We start from the raw sequence: 18,276 nt of genomic DNA, 5'->3' as shown, positions 1-18,276 counted from the left end.
AGCACGTTTCTGGACAAAACCGAGCTAGAAACCCTGTTCTGGCGCGGTGGTTCAAATTAGGAAAAGTAGGAGAAAAACTTCAATCTATTTTACTTTTAGCTAGTTGTAATATTATGATTTCATCAACTCTACTCTCATATCGTAATCTTTAGCATCAAGCTCGTAATTTTCAGCTATTGAAAAGAGAATTTTTGCCGTTCTAGGGTAAATGAGCTGTATCCTTTCAGCATCAGTTTTGTACTGTTCAGCCAATCCTCGCTCTTGCACACCTCCAGCATAAGGATGCCTTGACGTCACGCCCCTTGCATTTCTTCTGCCAATTGCTAAAGCATTATCAATATCTGTACTCTTATATCGTTCTAGAACAAACCTAACTGATTCATGCGGCCATATACCATCTTCTCCTATAGGACAGCGAGACAAAATTTTTCCAATGATGCAATCACCAATTTCTTTACGACCACAATCACTCAAGTACCTTCTAGCTTCATAAACCCATTCGCTTAGTATATTCTCATCAATTTCATTGCCTTTTTGGCTAGGAAGTATTGATATTGAGTCTAACAATTTCCGCGCAATATCAGCACGTTGTAAAAGTAGTTCGTCTGAAATATCTTCAACTGAATCTTTTTTATTGTCATTTCTTTTATAAGCCCAAGTAACAAGCTGAGAGAAAAAAGTAGGTTCTTCAGAGACGCTTTTTATCAAAAACCTTGGAGAGAATTCATTAGACCTAAAGGCATTTAAATATGCCCACTCGATGTTACAAATCTCTTTCTCCATAACCCCCTCTGCGTCTTGTAGAATTTCAATACACTCTAAAATGGTGTGACTAACACTTTGGAATGGAACTCTATCTATATCTTTCGGTTTGGTAGCAATTCTTATCAAAATGTCTGACAAGAGTTTCACATCCAACTCACTTGAATCATTTTTTTCACGGAGTAGTTGTGAGACTACATATATTGCAGAAAGCGGGCGTTCATTTTCTAATAGTTTTCTTATTACGCGGTATATAGTATTAGTGTCTCTGTCTGATACAATCAGTTTATTAATATTAGACCAAAATAAATACTGGCCTTCTAGCGGCATTTCATCTACTAAATCTAGCACTTTTCCTATTAGCGGAAGGAACAATAAATAGTATGCCTTTTTAACAGAAGACCAACCTACACTTTTTACAATAATATCCTTTGCAGCCTCAAAGTCATCATAAGATAAAGCAGAAAAGAAACCATTAGAAAAATCACGCCTTGAGCCTTCTTCATCTATCCAGTCAATAGCTATTGATTTTAGCTTTTCACATATTGATGATTTAAATGCGCATTCACCTACCAAATAAGGAAGAGAACAATTATCAACAAGATCTTCCAAACTATCTTCACTAATTTTCTCTATGGCATAAATACGCTCTTTTAAAATTAATCTTTCTCTCTCACTGTAATCTAAATCTTTATTTTTACTCAGATTAATTGAATTTGGCGAATGCTCGTTAAAAAGAAACATGCTGGCATTTAGTACGTCAGTGAAGTTGATTTTGTGATAGACTTCCTCAAGTTTTTCCAGTAAGGGTTCTGACCAAGACCAATCAGAATCTGGAAACTCTCTATGATGACAAATGGTGTTTCTTAACTTACTGAGGATGTTAATTCTAGCTTTATCACTAACCTCATCAGGATTAATACTAAGAAATTCATTGATAATGGTTACCTGCTGTTCTTCAGTATAAGAATCAAAGCTCTCAACAAGATCTGGCATCCTGTTGTCTACATCTTTTTTGAATTCTTTTATCAACAAATCGACTATTGACTTCACGTATCCCAAATATTCTTCATCGTTAATAGAGCGTTCAGTATCTTTTGTCCAATCTCTATATTCCGGCTTACATACACCAGTTGAAGTATTAGTTTTATTTAATAGTAATGAAATCATTAAACGCCAAGCAATTTGAGGATATTGACGCACCAATACTTGCTCAAGAACTTGCAACCGTTCTTTATGTGTAGCAGATGTGTTGTTTACCCAGCCTAGATAAATATCAACAAGCGAATTAAAAGGACGGTTACTCCATTTTCCTCCGCTATCTATTTCCGATAATCGTGCTAAGCACATAGATACTCTAGCAAAGTTTTGCTTGTTCCATGCTAAAAGTTCTAAAGACCATAAAAGGTGAGAATGATAACAACCTCCGGAGAAAGCATCTCCTTCAGCTTCAAACAGGCCTAAAATAATTGGTGATTCACCTATTGAAGCTGTTTCAACTGCCCCGATGAATTCATCTGGCGCGGCCTCTGCTAGCAAGTTTGTACTGCGACCAAGTGAAAACCAAAATCTGGCATTATTGTTTTCTTCAAAAACTTTACGAATCCAGCAACAAATCAATGAGGAATATGAAGCAGCACTTAGTTGTTCTGAAAATTCATCTACATATGTCGATAACAATGCGAGAGAGTCACAGACGCCTTGCTTTAGAAGAGCAGAGTACTTCGGGATGGCTCCCCTGACAGACGCCATAAAACGTTCACTGGGAGGTAAATCGTAAGATGGATCAGTATCGGATAATACTAAAGGAATTATCTCTCCGAATTTATTTAGATACGGCTTAGCTATTTTCGAAGCTATGGTTAGCCAAAAATCCATCTTTGAAATAACCTGCCAAACATCACCAACTTGTCTCAGTGGAGCATCATCAACTTTTGATAAACGTATTATATCTTTTTGAAACTCATCGTACGGCATCCCAGAGAGAGCTTCAATTATTTCTCTGTCATATTTATTACTTTCATTCCACTCAGAGATAAATAATACTGTAAACAAAATTTCAGGTGAAAAAATATCAGGCCATTTAGGCGGGTTGTAATCAATTGGCTTCAATAATGAATGCCTGAGTAATGGTTCAATATAACCTTTGGTATCTTGGTATATTTTACTTACTATACGATCGTCAAACCCCAACTCTTTAAGAGCGCTTTCTCTAGTAATTCGTGATTGACGATTCAGGTTTATTGAAGCACCTTGTGTATCTTTATTATCAGTAGCAATAACTACTGTATGATTGTTAGCTAGAGCAACACCAATACCACTAGGCGTAAATTCATGAGGTATTAAAACTAAATTTTGTTCACTGGCAGTCATTAAGTCCCAAGACTCTTGGGACTTAATGACTAAACACCTAGAGTTTGCCTCATCATTATTAACCAAAGTAGCTAAGATAAATCCGTAGGCTTCAATTTTAGATACCGCTTTGATACGGTGGACTTCCGCATTACCTGCTGTCACTATATTAGTAAGCGATATGGCTTCATTCTCTCTTTTATGTAAGAGAAATTTTGAATTTAATTTAACTTCTGTTTTATTTGTGTACTCCCCCCATTCTTGCTCTAAATCACGAATTGTAGGAAATCGTTTACCAAGCATTTCTGAAAACCAACGATGGACAGCCGGGCACGCTTCAAGCCAGTTAGCCAATGACTCGGCGTTGATCCCCTTTACATCTTTCCATTTGTTTGTTGTTTCCTTTGTTCTTGCCCAGCTATCTCGTTTTGTCCATAACCGGGAAGTAGCAAATACAAAGGTTGTTTCATCTCGTTTAAGTGGTGCAGGTGCAGACGTCCGTTTTGTGTAGTCACCATCAGCCTTCTTTTTTACATCACTGTTAGTCCCAAACTCCCAACCAGACTTACCTGATGGGATGAATTCATTTCCTTCGTCAACGTCTAAGATTCCATCCCAGCCACCTACAGCGACACTATCTCCAGAGGGAAAATCAATTGAATTAGGTCTACATGAGGCAAGTATGAGCTTTTTAACTAACAGTGGGAGAACTTCTTCTGCTCGACGCTTATGTGTACCTGTCCAGTTTTTTATATCATTTGCCGTAACATACCAACCTGCCATCTCTTGTTCCCTTCTTTGATATTTTTCATTGCAAGTAAACAGTCTTTCGAGAGAACTGTTTCATCTTCTGGTGCTATTTTTCGAGAAGAACCATAAACAATGACATGCATATTGATACATTGGATTAATTGGGTCAAAAGTAATTATTGGAAATGTTACAAAAAACAAATCTAACTTGTTTTGGGGCAGAGTCGTGTTTGCCGAGATTGGCTTCAGAACGTCCTTGGACAACAACGCTGGTTGAGCTTTAGGTCACCACTCCATTCAGAATCTTAAAGGCAAAATGAACTTTACCGATTCGCGGTGCTCAAAAGGTGAATATTTTAACTTTTATATTAATTTTAAGGGATTGAAATGGGCCTGATTCGGATAATTCTAGTAATACCGCTACTTATTGTTGGCGTCGCCAAAGCGTCTTCTACTATCCATAGTATCGAGCGGCAAGATGGCTCATCGTTAATTTATTACCTCACCAAAACGGCGGAAAATCCGAGTAATACCTTGTTGGTTATCATGCAAGGCTCTGATTGCAATAGCGTCTCCCACAGCACGACGATTAATGACCTATTTTCTCAAACGGCGCCAGAGGCTGATTTACTCACGGTAGAGAAATACGGGCTAAACCAAGCGATCAGGTGGAATCCCGATGGCGATAGCCCTGATTGCCCGACAGCGTACATTCAAAAGGATTCACCGACACAGCGCACGGCAGACTACCGACAAGTGATCGAAAGACTCGAGAGTAATTATGAGCACATTATTGTACTTGGCGGGAGTGAAGGGGCCGTAGTTGCCGCCATGGTCGCGTCACAAGTTCCATCGGTTGATAGCTTAGTGTCTTTGAACGCTGGTGGGCGCTTCTTCGTTGATGATGTACTCTATAATATGGAGCAAACTATGCCATCGGAAGCCTTGATAGATGCAAAAAATGGTTTCTTGGGTTTTCAGCAAGCCGTGGTAAGCGCTGAAACAATGGACATCAATATGAGCTCCCATGGTTTTGCTTGGTGGAAAGAGATGCTGACGTTAGACCAAAGGACGATACTTGAACGGGTCAGTGCCGACATTCTCATTTTGCAGTCGGAGCGAGACATTAACGTTTCACCTGATCAGGCGAAACGACAAGCAGAGCAACTGATGCAGTCGCGTTCGAACGTGTCGTTTGTGTTACTCGCTGGTTTGGATCACGCTTTTCAAAACCAGCGAGGAGAAAGTGAGATACCAGCCGTTATCAAACAGATTCGAGCATGGTTAGAACGAACTTAGTTAGCACAGGAAGAAAAAGAAATGGGGTTAGGTCTTGCGTTTTGCCACACATTACTTTTGCATATCAAAACTAGCTGACTATCGGAAACGTAATCGAAGTGCAACAAGCTTTGGTGCGAGTTGAACTAGCCAGAGGTAGCTAGCTCGAAGCTGGACAAAAGCATCTTAGAAACCTTTTATAGTTTCATTAAATTTGCATAATCTAACGTATCGAGAACGGTCAAAAGTCTACGGGAATATCCATCATTTTATCCATCTGAATTGCATGTGTTCTTTTGTAACTCAGCAACCACGGACTTGTTAAATTTTATATATCTATGTATTTGATCAAAAATCAAGAAACCTACTAGTGATTCCTTCATACCAATTGCTGATTCGTCTATGGCTCCATGTGAAACTGAATTTCTGCTAGCAGGGTTAGTATCACTGTGTGGATCATAGTTGTGAAAAAACGTGTTAGTTAAGAAAGAACTGAATTGTTCGGGGAAATAGCGTGAGAATGAATATGACCGATTAGATATATTCTGGGCAATATGTTTGGAGAGACGTTTTTGATCCTGCCCTTTTTTTTCAGGATTAGACACTAGGAAATCATCCCTAAGAGCAGACTCTAGTCTTGGGTATAGCAAATGAACGGCTGTATCATAGTCTCCTTGATTATGAAACTTTAATGCTTTTTCAACTCTTCCCTTATGCTTTGCTAAAGAGGTATCGGTGTTAGAAAATATACTATCCAACCACTGTTGATGGTCTAAGCTGAACCCTTTATTTATATCTTCTAGAATATGTGAATAATCCCAATCACAAATAATGTGCTGTATTAATGATTTTTGTTGTTCATATGTTGTAAAGGCAAATGGGAACCAACCAGATGAGGTGACTTTTACCCAGTCATCTTCAGATACGTCATAGGTCTCATAGAATAATGCTCTACTATATCCATAACTCAAAAAATCCGTAACAGAGTAATCAATTTCTCTCTTGTTCTCATTCTCTAGAAGTGGCCCAAAATCATAGTAAAAGACTCGATCCTAGCCCTGATCGAGCAAGACCAAATAGGCGCAATCATTTGGGAACTCAATTCCTTCAAACGATAATTCTTGAACATGCAATATGTCATTTAAATGGACAGGGTCTCCTTTTTTTATTTCACCGACTCTGCCTACTGATATTTTGGCAAGTACATCGGGTTCGTTTATGTAGACCTTTGCTTCCAATTCATTGTTTATAATAGCGACAAATGTCTTAATCGTGTGAGGTTGATATGGAGTCGGCAACTTGCTTAGGATGGTATCAAGAGATTTAACTTTTCGTATAAATTCCCGACCTTCAGATTGGATTGTCAAACCTCTGTACTCAATCGCAGCTTTATCTCCTGACTTAACAGGTGCAATTGCATACCCTACAGGCCTCTCGCCCAACTTAATCTTATACATCATAGTCTCAATTCATTCTTAAGTAATTTGTCTATATACTACAACGTTTCTATAGACACTACATGCATAAGAAAAATTTGGTCAAATGATAGTTTTTTGAAGTGAGACATCGAGCAATCGCAACTCACTTTGGGGCAGAAACGTCCTAGCTGTAATTTTACTAGCACAAAATGTAATGAATAAAGTCGGTTATAAACAAACAAAAAACCACCAAGCCTAAACTTGATGGTTTTGCTTCTAACTGCTTGTTCAGCAGGTCGGTTGTTTTCTTCCTGACCTATTCTTAGCTGCCTATGCGGCAGGACACTATCGGCTTCAAAGATCTCATTCATAGAAAAAATTTTTAGCTGCCTATGCGGCAGGACACAAGTTAGAATTCGTCCAAATCCCACACAAACAATTTTTAGCTGCCTATGCGGCAGGACACTGTAGAATATAGTCTCTAACCATCTGATTCTGCGTGCTTAAAGTCACAATTCATCAAAATACCCTTTTTCTTCGTACTTTTGTAAGTGCTTGTTTTTATTTCTCTAAAAAACAGCTTTAGAAAAAGGGTCAAAAATGTAACTCAGGTACCGTGCCTTTTCTTTCTTGATTAGTGGCTAAACCATAGCTATTAAAGTTTGCTGCACCGCGCTCACAGACAAACTCCTTTTGCACAAACAAAATATAATCTTCTCCAGATGAACCGCTGGAGATTGGTATTCGATGGAAGCTATCGACGACACGCTCTTCATTAGTGACTGGTAATGATGTTCCAGCATCAAGTAGTTCGGCTCTCGCCATGCTACGTTTGATTCGACGTTTCTTGGAACCCAGAAAGCTTTTCCCAATCGTTTGGTTACGGGTAAACCTCACCTCTAAAGCATTGTCTGGAACCTCACATACACTGGAGACCTCAAATAAACCTTCATTTACCATCAAAGAATAATAGGGCTGAAAAGAGAGTCCTATCATCATCTCTTTATCGTCGGCAACAAAGGCTATGGTTTGACCAACCGTAACATCACTCCAGTCGGGGAAGCTCACGCCTATTTTATTCATGGCTTGTCGGTTATTGACCATAAACAGGTGCATTTGAGATATACAACGCCCTGCTAACAGCTCATAGTCGGCTTGAACAGGGGTATAACGTATACAGAAGTAGTAACGCTTCGTCATAGTCATCCTTACTTCGCTTTGGAACAATTGAAGAGCCCACCCTTGATCAAGACCGACATAATAAAGTGCACGTCATTTGGGATGCTCTGAGAAGCTGTCATTGTCTCAATCCAATTCTCTGTATTTCTGACTAACTGGTAAAAGTCATTTCCATAGGAAACATGTCGCCTTGCTATAACGTACTCTCGGTCAGCTCCATACTCATTCACTCTTAATGGCTTATCTGCTTCTTCATGCCACCAATCGTCAATCGATTGCAATGCTGCACCAATTTTCTGACCATGAAAAGCAGCAGTTTCTTTTCCGTTCAATAATTCTACGGTAGCTAACTGCTTAGTAGGAGCACCATCTTCTCGATCATCCAAGAACTCTTGGCTTGGGTAAACCTCATCCCCCCAACCAACTCCAATTTTAGCTTTGACATCCATGTAGAAATATTCGGTCGGGTCAGATAGGGCTCGCATCAGATAAGCTGTAAGTTTTTCTAGGCATTCTGCTGAAGCTTCATCCCAATGACCATACCAAGAAAGCCTTGTTGCGTTTTCTACAATCAAGGTTTGTGAATCACTGGTGGTCACTTCTATCGACAATCTTCGACACTCTCTGTTTCTCCAAAGCCAAGTACCAAGCAGAATGTTCTTCGCGTATCTAAGAGCAAGTTCCTGATACCCATTGAGCTCTTCATATGTTTTAGCAAGTAACGAAAGTTTAGAACGCACTTCATCATCACTACAGGTATCTGGAGTTAGAGAGTTGGCTCGAATTCGAAGGGGGAATGCACAGTAGATATCATCAACACCAGGTTTTACATAACACTCTTCGATGAACTGAGGATTGGAGTAAGCTAAATCTTGTGGAGCAACATTCTTTTCTACGAACTTGCCCCCTTTATATGCTTCTGCATAACCACCTTTTGGTGCGCGCAACCTAGTTCTATCAATTTCAAGGGGGCACATCTCACCACTTTTAGATAGATAGTAGAAATATGCTTTGCCAGCAGAGAGTGATCGAACGTAGTTCAGCTGAGTGCAAAGTTCCATAAACGATTAACCCCTATAGTTTTTTATAAGAATAGTTTCGCTACTGCATTCTATCGACCAAAAGGCATGATTGAAAAAGTGATCTCTTCCACTAAAACGTACTTCTATCGGGTTCACTTTCTTAGCTAACCCTATCGCATTTTCTGCATAGGCGTGACAATCGGTGATCGAGTTGCACCGTTTAGTCGGACGTTCTAACAAATGGTAGCCAATAGAAACTGGCAAATTATCAGCGTCTTTCGTTATTAAATGCTCTAGGTCATCAAAGTCACTCGGCTGGTTCTCACTTGGACATAACCATCGCCCGTAGGCTGGCAAACCTTTTATGACATGGAAAAGCTCGCTCCTGCTGGTAAACGTCCTTAGCCACTCAATCTGCGTCGAGAGCTGTGGTTGGTATAACGCCCCTCCGGCGAAAGCAACGGGAAGTGCCGTTTTAAGCGCGGCCTTAAAATCTGAAATTCGGCTTTCACTATGAACTCTAATAACTAAGTCTATCTCTAGGTCCGCCAATCGTTCACTACGAATGGTAGGTCGTTTCGCGTTTGAAACCGTTCTAGCTTTAGCGACCGAGTTAGGCTCGGTAAGCTTCGCGGTCGATTGAATGTTCTCGCTTCGAACATAAAAAGAGAAACTCGAAAATTCAAACAGGGAATTACTATTAACTAGCTTATTGAACTCTCTTTGATAACGGTGCATAAAGCCCCAAATAGCCGTCAAAGAAGGAGCACCGCACAAGTAAGGGCTGCTCATTGCGACAGCATCTTGCACTTTCATTGATGACAAATAGATATACTGCTCGCCCGTTACCTTATCTTCATTACCAATAGGTTTACTGAGCTGTTCGAGAATCCATACAATTTGGGCTTTAACGAGCTGCATAAGCTTAGGGTGATAGGCAAACTTGGCGGCATACTTATTATTCTGCAACGTAAGATGTAAGCGGCGATTAAACTCACTGGCTAAGGAGCCTAGGTCCGATTCTGGTAGCGCCAAAAAGGCTTGAGCTAAAGTGTCATCATGTTCCAATTGCTGTTGATTAGGGTCAGCATCAACGATATCTCTTAACTCAATTAAAGGAAGCATCCAAAGGGCTATCTGCTTTCGCAATATCTTACTTCTAACCTTGCGAGCGCTCTCCCTTTGCTTCTGTGTTTTTGATGGTTCTGATCCAATTAAGTGATTTAACACCTGACAAATTTTGGCGTTAGTTACCTGACAGTCATCAAAGTAGTGACCACTCTTTTTGCGACTTTCAGTTAACGTCCCACCTTTCGATGGTTTGACTTCTAGCGGGTAGTTAAGAGCTTTCATATGCCCACCTAAACTGCCACACAAGTTCCCGATACTTGCAGAATTAGGCAGTGACGAAGATACAAAACGAAGCTTACTTTCTCGACTTCTCGATCTTACTTCTAACTCGCTCTGAATGGCATGACTAACCACTGGGGTCACCGAAACATAATCATCCCCCCACGGAAACCGTAGTTGCTTGCTGAAAGGGCTGACACTATCGGGAAAATGATTATCAAGGAGCTGTTCTTCAATTGTATGTTTTAAGCGAGCAAGTGACTTAGCACCTAAACCAAACTCTTTGAGCAACTCAACCCAAACGGGGCTTTCTTGTTGTATAAGTGAAAGAATGCATACGGGCTGTGATTGCCAATTAAAAGGATTCAATAACCACAATGTGTGACGATATACCGCAGAGTCATGTGCCCATCCCAAGCGCTGCTCTAATACTCCGCTTGAAATGAATACCTCGGTTGTCGTAAGAGCCTGTGCAAGTATCCGCTGATCTTTAACTCGACAGTCTGGAAACTTGAGATTATGAGTGTGGAACCATTTAATTTCATCAAGGGACGCCTCTAGGTTCTCAGCCGCTTTTAAATGCCTTTTAGCTCGGGCAACATCCAACCAATCCAAGCACCTATCTAATTTATGGTTTGAGCTGAGATTGAGCAAGATCGTCAACGCTTCTTTTTCACCCCCTTCAACACAGACTTCTTCCGTATAGGGCATGAACATCTTCTTTAGCGTAACCTGCTTTACTGCTTCGTCTTCGATTGCCAATAAGTCACTTAATTTCGTCATAATTACCACTCAGGTAGATATACACTTAAACCATCACTTTCAGAGCTCATTCGAGTCAGCTTTGTTTCGATGACACTTCTTAGAGTAAACGCCGACTCGTGACTCGCTATCTTTGTATGCATTCGCGGCTTAATCGCGGCTTTGATCTCACCAAACTCATACAGCCGATATACCTCATCTGTTGTACAAGAAAGCAATGTAGAAGCTTCTAGAGGGCTGAGCAGTGCATCACCGATATTTCCTTTCACGCTTGATGGAACTGTTGCCATGAGCTGAGTAAAGTAAGCTAACACCTGTGTCAGTACGGTATTGTGACTCAACTGCCGACTAGGTAACTGACGACAACCTTTAAGCAGAGTATCGAAGGCTTCATTGAAAAACACCTTCTTCCAATCTTTTACTCGAACAAGTTCTGCCTTCTCTTTCAAGGCATCGAGGTCTTGCCACAGTGCCGTTGGCCAAGCGCAACAATATTCAATGAATGACTCAAAACTGAGGTCATCGATATCACCATAACGATTTATATACCAAAGTAAAAAGCCATAGCGCTCAGATAACGTCATTTCCCCTGTTAACAATCCCAAGGGTTTTGAATCATTTCCTGACAACCATCGAGCGACCAATACCTCAGCCTCTGGCGCATCTTCGACTGGCGAGTTTCGGAGTTCATACCCACATTCACATTGACTAATACTCTCGGTGCTTTGGTATTCAAGTCTCGACTTACACTCAGGACAGTGATGAACCAGTTTACAGCCATGGTGTTCACAAGCTTGGTGAGAGATAAGTTGCCACTGCTGGCGAATGTAGGGTGCTTCGTCAACACACAGAGGGCAAATAGGCGTGAAGCGTTTGCGAAGAAAAGTATAAGGGTAGTCAGAACCGAATCTGTGTACTGCTTTGTATTGAGAAGAGAATTGAGCTTTTGAATGTGATAAAGCTAAGCGCAGTACACCAAAGTTATTGAGTTTTAATTGGTTCTCAAGATGAATAAGAACCCGCACTCGCATTTGGCTTGTGGTTTGAGCGTGGTAGATATTGACTCGTTCGAGCTCTAAGGGGAAAGCACCAGCAATCGCCTCATGCTGATCCATGGTGTCGAACCAGATGTCTTCGGCGAAATGAGAAAATCGCTCGTAGCCTTGTTCATGCGATAAGCGCAACAAGAAGCTTTCGAGCGATTCATCAGGGTAAAGTTGAATGTCCGTTTCCACATGTCACCACTAAAACTTAGAATGTCTAAGTTTTAGTATCGAAGATATTTCATATATTGCAACCATAGAAGCCAATGTGTTTTGCAAAAAAACGCCTACGAACTCATCCAATATACGACAGAATCGCTTGGTGATCACAAACTGTGATGCGAACGATCTAAGAAGGTTCTGCCCCAAAACGTGCTGGACGAAGCGCTAGCAGCCATAAAATTAATTTGGGTAACAAGCAGTTACCCCATTCCATAGCTAGTACGAGCTTCACCTACCCTCAACCAGGGTGGAAATGGACTAATCGTGGCTGCTGCACTTCTACTCAGTTTTTGTTGCACCGCAATCAATCCTCATTTATTGAGCGCCAGCATTAAGTGCGTAGTGTCATAAAATATCAAATCAGTGCTGGTGATCTTATTCTCTAGCAGATGCCAGGCGTATACTGGTGTAAGTTTGTTAGTTTGATACGCAGAGAATTATTCATGTCAGTTATACGCCATATAGAAATACAAAACTTTAGAACAATCAAAAAACTATCATGGCACCCAAAGCCAGGATTAAATTGCCTAATTGGCCCCGGTGATTCAGGTAAATCTACACTATTAGATGCTATCGATCTTACGCTCGGTGCACGACGTTCTTATTCATTCAACGATGCTGATTTTTACCAACTTAATATCCAATCTCCACTATCGATAACAATCACCCTAGGTGACCTGCATGATGATCTGAAGAATATCGAAAGCTATGGATTCTTCTTAAGGGGGTACAATGCTACTACTCAAGAAATCCTTGATGAGCCTCAGCAAGGTACTGAACCTGTTCTAACCATAAAATTAACTGTAGATTCTGACTTAGACCCAGATTGGCGACTGTATTCGGAAAGGGCTGAAGCGGATGGATTAGAACGTAGATTACCATGGAGACATAGAGAGCTTTTATCTCCCGCTCGCTTAGGAACAACTGCGCACCAGAACCTTGCCTGGGGAAGCCGTTCAATCCTTAACAAGCTTTCTGAAGAGACATTGGATGTATCAAGCACTCTTGCGCAGTTAGGAAGGCAAACTCGTGAAGCCTTCGCACAACAGCAAGTTGAAGGGGTTGCTGGCGTTTTGCAACAAGTCCAGAATATATCCAATGGCTTAGGTGTTCCTGTTGGCGAACTGAAAGCATTATTAGATGTGAATGGAATCTCCTTATCTAATGGTGCTATAAGTCTTCACAACAGTGATAATACTCCTCTTAGACAATTAGGAACAGGTTCGTCCAGACTTCTAATTAGCGGCCTGCAGAAAGCGGCCAGTAACTCTAAAGTAATCATTGTTGATGAAGCTGAATACGGATTAGAGCCATATCGAATTACTCGTTTACTTAACGAGCTAGGCTCTAAAGATGCTGAGCCAACGCAGCAAGTATTCATCACAACTCACTCGCCTTACGTACTTCGTGAATTGCAGGCTCAACAACTTCACGTAATGCGCAGACCTACACCGGCTCAGGAAGCTTTTGACCCTGAACGTATTCAACATACGATATACAGTCTAAACGGAGAAGGTCTACAACAAGCAACGTTACGCGCTTGCGCCGAATCTTTCTTCAGCAAAAGTGTTATCGTATGTGAAGGAAAAACGGAAATTGGAATAGTAAGAGGAATAGACCTTCATTTCGGTCAGACGATTACATCCAAAGGCGTCCATTGCGCGGACGGCGGTGGTGATTCCATGTTTGCAAGGGCGCAAGTTTTTTCGTCACTAGGTTACCCTACAGCAATTTTTAAGGATTCAGATAAAGCTGAACAGCATCGAGAGCACAGAGAAAATGCTATAGCAGCTGGTATTTCTGTATTTGAATGGGATCATAATAGAGCAACAGAGGATGTTATCTTTACTGCTTGTCCAGCGGGCGTTATCCCAAAACTATTGAATATGGCCGCCGAAAGGAAGGGAGCCGACTCAATAAACGCTCATATTCAAGCCTATTCAAATCAGTCGGTAACTCTAGAAGATTGCCTTAGCCGATTTACAGATGACCAACGAGCAACCCTCGCAAGAGCTGCCAATAAAAAGAGCTGGTTTAAAGATATAGAACCCGCAGAAAATGTTGGTAGATATATTATTGGCCCTAATTACGGTTCTTTCACCGAAGAGTTAACTACACCTGTACATAATCTGTTTAGCTGGGCGAATAGTTAATGAATATTGAAGCTGTTCTCGATAGCGATTTAGGTTCAATTGTTGCGCCTGCAGGTTGTGGTAAGACACACCTGATTACGGAAGCTTTGTCGATTAGGGCGCAAAAACCAATATTGGTTCTAACACATACAACTGCTGGTGTATCCGCTCTTAAGAAGCGCTTACGCCGACTATCAGTTCCTACTTCTTATTATGTAGTGACAACTATTGATGGTTGGGCGCTTCGAATAGCTAATAGTTTTCCGGCATCTTGCCCAATAAGCGCATCCCCCGATAACCCTCGACAGTTTTATCCGGAACTCAGGCGATCGGTGCTTAGTTCTCTTAATTCAGGGGGACTTCACGAAATCATAAAGGCTTCATATTCAAGACTGCTAGTCGATGAATACCAAGATTGTGACAACAACCAACACAATATCATCGCCTCCCTTTCACAAGTGCTGCCAACGGTGGTTTTTGGTGACCCGATGCAATGCATATTCAGTTTTGCAGGCCCAATGCCTGACTGGCAGCAAGAAGTGCAGCAAAGGTTCCCATTGCTTGGTACCTTAGGTACACCATGGCGTTGGAACAATGCCGGAGCGCCTGACCTTGGTGAATGGATACTTGATGCCAGAGAAACACTACTACGAAGAGAGAGCTTAGATCTTACTGACTGCCCGAACCACGTGCTGTGGCGTCCACTAACAGGAAACGCTCAGACTGACCTTATTAATCAGCACAACGCTCAACAAAGGATAATCAATCAAAATCAGACTGATTCTTTTCTTGTCATTGGTAGTTCAATGAACGAAAGGTCTCGACATAGATACGCGCAAAGTAGTCGTACGACTCAAGTCGTTGAGCAAGTCCAATTAGCTCAGGTTATTACTGCAGCTAGCGAGTTTGATCGTTTAAACGGTATAAATCTGGTGGAAAGTATTCTTACTACAGCGAGTACAATGGCTACTAATGTTGAAATGGCACGAACACTAACCCGTCTTAAAAGTATTCTTGGTGGAAGAAACAGGCAACCACCAACCACCTTTGAACACGCTCTATCTAACGTTGCCAGTAGCAATGAACGCTCTGACATTTTGACGGCTCTCCAAGAAGTTGAGAGTAAAAATGGCACCAGGATATACCGTAGAAGCGCATATACTGCATTGAAAGACTTAGTATCATTGTCGGTTAGTTCACCGGATAAAACTATGTCAGAGTCTGCAATGATTATAAGGGAGCAAATAAGACAAAAAGGTGATACCCGAATCCCTAAACGAGCAATTGGCTCAACATTGCTACTTAAAGGACTGGAAGCCGATCATTGCTTAATTCTCGATGCTAATGAAAGAGGAATGGACAATAAACACCTGTACGTTGCACTTTCTCGTGGTGCAAAAACTGTCACCGTTTTCTCTCGAAATAATCAAATAAGCTAATTGCTACGCAAAATGTAGTGTTGTCACCTGCGAGAGAGTGATAGAGCTCATTCACTGAGCATTAAAGTATCAAACTAACATGGCAGTGATCGTATAGGCGATCCTGCCATTTCCAAATCAGAAATGCCCCAGACAACTCTGGTAATCGTCGTCATACAGCCCTTTCATCAACTGAATTCATCAAAAAGTGCATTAGTAACCATCTGATTTTTCTTAATATGATAGAATCGCTCATTAAATCCAGTGTATTACCAAAGGTAGATTGATGGCGTTTAGAGCTCGAATAATCGGCGATACTTCTCTATTTAAAGGTGAAAGCTCGGCGGAGAATGCTTTCACAATAGTTATTGGAGACAACGGTTGCGGAAAAACCCAGTTGTTACTTGATATCTGCAACTACTACCAAATGCTATTTGGTGAATTGTTGGGTTCAAAGTCTGCTGATATTCGCGTCATACGTCGAGATTACTTTAAACAGGACTTCAAATGGGGCGCGATCGAAAAAGCTTTTGAGCATCAAATTCCTCAAAAACTTATATGTGCATCAACTAGCCAGTTTGAAAAATTTGCCGAAAACTGGAAGTTAAAGAATGACTTTGTACAAGGTGGATACTATGCCTACATTGGTTCAAAGCCATTTGCTCCTGACCGACTACCTTCTACTCGCATAGCATCAACGGCTTTGAACCAGCTATTAGCGAGGGATACTTATGATGCTCGAAAAATACAATCCCTCCGCAAATTTCTTTTAAGTTTTGGATTTGATGATGTTCTGAAGATTAGCTTAGAACCTATATTTTCCTTCGATGAACTGAATAAAGCAAAAAGTGGTGATCCTGGTGTTGCTCCTGAAACTCAAATAGCGTTGCGAAAAGCAAATGAATATTATGAGATAGAGGATATCAGTGAGTTGATTCTTCTAATGGAATTTATCATTGATAAACCAGAGGTTTTGCTTTATTTCAGTGACTCTGGTGTTCTTCTCGATTCTGTATGTAAAGAAAAGCCCATCCCATACAATTCAAGAGAACTTGCAGATTTGCTCATGTCTGGGCTAGTAAGTGTTGCCAACATTGAAACAGTTAACGGGCAATGTTTTCTCGAACCAGGGTTATCAGAGAGTGCAAAACTACGACCTCTAGCTTCTAGAAGTTCTGGCGAACAATGTCTGTTCTTGTTGTTTCTAGGCATCATTTCATCTATTGATGATAATTCTTTAATATTAATAGATGAGCCAGAAATTAGTTTACACCCTTCTTGGCAGCAAAGATTTGTTGAAATTTTAAATGAGTCCCTTAGTGAATATTCTGGGTGCCACTTCATAATTGCAACTCATTCACCGCTTATAGTTTCAGATATTGCGGTTAAAAATTGTGAAATATTGGACATGACTGAACAAGTACTTACAAGTGCTTCAAAGCATAGCTTACGTTCATCCGACTATCATCTTGCCACTCTCTTTCACAACCCTGGCCATAGCAATGAGTATCTAATAAAAACAGCTATTTATGTATTCTCAAAGGTAAAGTCAGAAAAAAAGTTCGATAATCAAGATCTAGAAAAACTAAAAATGCTTAACGATCAATTATCTATGCTGCACGAGGATGACCCCGTTATAGAGTTGGTAGAAATGCTCAATGAGGTTTATTGTAAATATGGCTGACATTGAAAAAGAGGTAGTATTTTCCAAGGAACAGAAACAACTAATCAAGGAAATAGTTGGGGATGAAAACTTTTCCCACCATGATTGGACCAAGGAAGAGCAAAAAGAATCATTACAAGCTTTAAGATCACATATTCGTAAGCATTACAGAATCGAGCAGAAGGCAAAATGTGCTTATTGTAGAAAAGACGTCAGTGTTCAATCTGCTTCAAATTGCCATGTCGAGCACATTGCGCCCAAAGAAATGTATAAGAAGTATATGTTTTATCCTAAAAATTTATGCGTTGCTTGTGCAGATTGTAATTCCATCAAATGGAATCGTGACACCATAAAGCCACTTAGCAACGGAGAGCGGAAAAGGTATCCATCTTCGTCAGGGGCTTTCTTGTTAGTCCATCCTCACTTCGATGATTATGCAGAGCATATCGATATTTTTCGTGACCGTTGGTATGTGGACAAAACTAAAAAAGGGCACTTCACTATTGGGTTGTGTAAATTGAATCAACGTTCTATCGACTTTGGCTACCTTGAGCCTGATGAAATGATGGTTTTAGCTGAAGATCTTCGCGATGCGAAAGCGAAAGGCGCCAGTCACCTAGTAGATTTAATAAAGGAACGTATGCGTGAGCTACTTGATGATTAAAGGCGCTATAGATTAACAAAGTTGACGGACTTCTACTCATGAATTGATGGGTAACTCAGCAGTTTCCCTAACAAGGTTCTGTCCAAAATCGTCACGGTAAGTACTTTATAACTATACGATATTTTATTTCGTTGTTAGTGATGCAACTTGCACTACTCAACTAATCGTTTAATAAAAGCCATCAGATAGTAACTTATTATAGCTACTTTAAGTTATGGTAACACGAGTCTTTTGTTTTAATTTTTCAGATGGTTGAGAGGT

General features: G+C 40.7%; 12 protein-coding genes. 5 read left to right on the top strand and 7 right to left on the bottom strand.

Features of this window, described 5'->3' with window-relative positions; genetic code table 11:
* Positions 1–111: 111 nt before the first annotated feature.
* Complete coding sequence (locus R7190_RS04190; RefSeq protein WP_206969667.1) at positions 112–3,897, bottom strand: hypothetical protein; 3,786 nt, start codon at positions 3,895–3,897, stop codon at positions 112–114.
* A 354-nt stretch (positions 3,898–4,251) separates the two neighbouring features.
* On the opposite strand from R7190_RS04190, the gene R7190_RS04185 reads away from it, so the two are divergent.
* Positions 4,252–5,163, top strand: coding sequence for an alpha/beta hydrolase (locus R7190_RS04185; RefSeq protein WP_005380666.1), 912 nt, complete (start codon positions 4,252–4,254; stop codon positions 5,161–5,163).
* A gap of 248 nt (positions 5,164–5,411) precedes the next feature.
* On the opposite strand, the gene R7190_RS04180 is transcribed toward R7190_RS04185, so the two are convergent.
* The 6 genes from R7190_RS04180 to R7190_RS04155 form a co-directional block, all read right to left on the bottom strand.
* Positions 5,412–6,113 carry a hypothetical protein gene (locus R7190_RS04180; protein WP_318137515.1) on the bottom strand — a complete coding sequence of 234 codons (702 nt, stop codon included), beginning with the start codon at positions 6,111–6,113 and terminating at the stop codon, positions 5,412–5,414.
* Between the two features lie 81 nt (positions 6,114–6,194).
* Positions 6,195–6,602 carry a hypothetical protein gene (locus R7190_RS04175; protein WP_318137514.1) on the bottom strand — a complete coding sequence of 136 codons (408 nt, stop codon included), beginning with the start codon at positions 6,600–6,602 and terminating at the stop codon, positions 6,195–6,197.
* A gap of 552 nt (positions 6,603–7,154) precedes the next feature.
* Positions 7,155–7,760, bottom strand: a complete 606-nt coding sequence (gene cas6f, locus R7190_RS04170) for a type I-F CRISPR-associated endoribonuclease Cas6/Csy4 (RefSeq protein WP_065646505.1) — start codon at positions 7,758–7,760, stop codon at positions 7,155–7,157.
* An 8-nt stretch (positions 7,761–7,768) separates the two neighbouring features.
* The gene (gene csy3, locus R7190_RS04165) at positions 7,769–8,800 is read right to left on the bottom strand and encodes a type I-F CRISPR-associated protein Csy3 (protein WP_065646504.1); all 1,032 of its coding nucleotides are present in this window, start codon (positions 8,798–8,800) and stop codon (positions 7,769–7,771) included.
* Positions 8,801–8,806: 6 nt separating this feature from the next.
* The gene (locus R7190_RS04160; protein WP_065646503.1) at positions 8,807–10,894 is read right to left on the bottom strand and encodes a type I-F CRISPR-associated protein Csy2; all 2,088 of its coding nucleotides are present in this window, start codon (positions 10,892–10,894) and stop codon (positions 8,807–8,809) included.
* Positions 10,895–10,896: 2 nt separating this feature from the next.
* A complete protein-coding gene (locus tag R7190_RS04155) occupies positions 10,897–12,108 on the bottom strand; it encodes a TniQ family protein (protein WP_065646502.1) in 1,212 nt (403 codons plus the stop codon).
* Positions 12,109–12,581: 473 nt separating this feature from the next.
* Here R7190_RS04155 and R7190_RS04150 point away from each other — a divergent pair, with 473 nt between their 5' ends.
* The 4 genes from R7190_RS04150 (at position 12,582) to R7190_RS04135 (ending at position 18,015) form a co-directional block, all read left to right on the top strand.
* Positions 12,582–14,291, top strand: a complete 1,710-nt coding sequence (locus tag R7190_RS04150; protein WP_158159605.1) for an ATP-dependent nuclease — start codon at positions 12,582–12,584, stop codon at positions 14,289–14,291.
* The gene (locus R7190_RS04145) at positions 14,291–15,709 is read left to right on the top strand and encodes a UvrD-helicase domain-containing protein (RefSeq protein WP_158159604.1); all 1,419 of its coding nucleotides are present in this window, start codon (positions 14,291–14,293) and stop codon (positions 15,707–15,709) included. The genes R7190_RS04150 and R7190_RS04145 overlap by 1 nt, the downstream gene beginning before the upstream one ends.
* 265 nt (positions 15,710–15,974) lie before the next feature.
* The gene (locus R7190_RS04140; RefSeq protein ID WP_158159603.1) at positions 15,975–17,372 is read left to right on the top strand and encodes an ATP-binding protein; all 1,398 of its coding nucleotides are present in this window, start codon (positions 15,975–15,977) and stop codon (positions 17,370–17,372) included.
* Positions 17,365–18,015 (top strand): HNH endonuclease, encoded by a 651-nt coding sequence (locus tag R7190_RS04135; RefSeq protein ID WP_029844912.1) that lies wholly within the window; start codon positions 17,365–17,367, stop codon positions 18,013–18,015. Before R7190_RS04140 ends, R7190_RS04135 begins: the two co-directional genes overlap by 8 nt.
* Positions 18,016–18,276: the final 261 nt, after the last annotated feature.

The sequence above is a fragment of the Vibrio sp. 1078-1 genome (assembly GCF_033340475.1).
This window is presented reverse-complemented; position numbering and strand designations above follow the sequence as displayed.

Bases quoted from the DNA above. Each gene is read 5' to 3' on its own strand.
- R7190_RS04190 (WP_206969667.1), bottom strand. From the start codon at position 3,897: ATGGCAGGTTGGTATGTTACGGCAAATGATATAAAAAACTGGACAGGT.
- R7190_RS04185 (WP_005380666.1), top strand. From the start codon at position 4,252: ATGGGCCTGATTCGGATAATTCTAGTAATACCGCTACTTATTGTTGGC.
- R7190_RS04175 (WP_318137514.1), bottom strand. From the start codon at position 6,602: ATGATGTATAAGATTAAGTTGGGCGAGAGGCCTGTAGGGTATGCAATT.
- cas6f (WP_065646505.1), bottom strand. From the start codon at position 7,760: ATGACGAAGCGTTACTACTTCTGTATACGTTATACCCCTGTTCAAGCC.
- csy3 (WP_065646504.1), bottom strand. From the start codon at position 8,800: ATGGAACTTTGCACTCAGCTGAACTACGTTCGATCACTCTCTGCTGGC.
- R7190_RS04160 (WP_065646503.1), bottom strand. From the start codon at position 10,894: ATGACGAAATTAAGTGACTTATTGGCAATCGAAGACGAAGCAGTAAAG.
- R7190_RS04150 (WP_158159605.1), top strand. From the start codon at position 12,582: ATGTCAGTTATACGCCATATAGAAATACAAAACTTTAGAACAATCAAA.
- R7190_RS04145 (WP_158159604.1), top strand. From the start codon at position 14,291: ATGAATATTGAAGCTGTTCTCGATAGCGATTTAGGTTCAATTGTTGCG.
- R7190_RS04140 (WP_158159603.1), top strand. From the start codon at position 15,975: ATGGCGTTTAGAGCTCGAATAATCGGCGATACTTCTCTATTTAAAGGT.
- R7190_RS04135 (WP_029844912.1), top strand. From the start codon at position 17,365: ATGGCTGACATTGAAAAAGAGGTAGTATTTTCCAAGGAACAGAAACAA.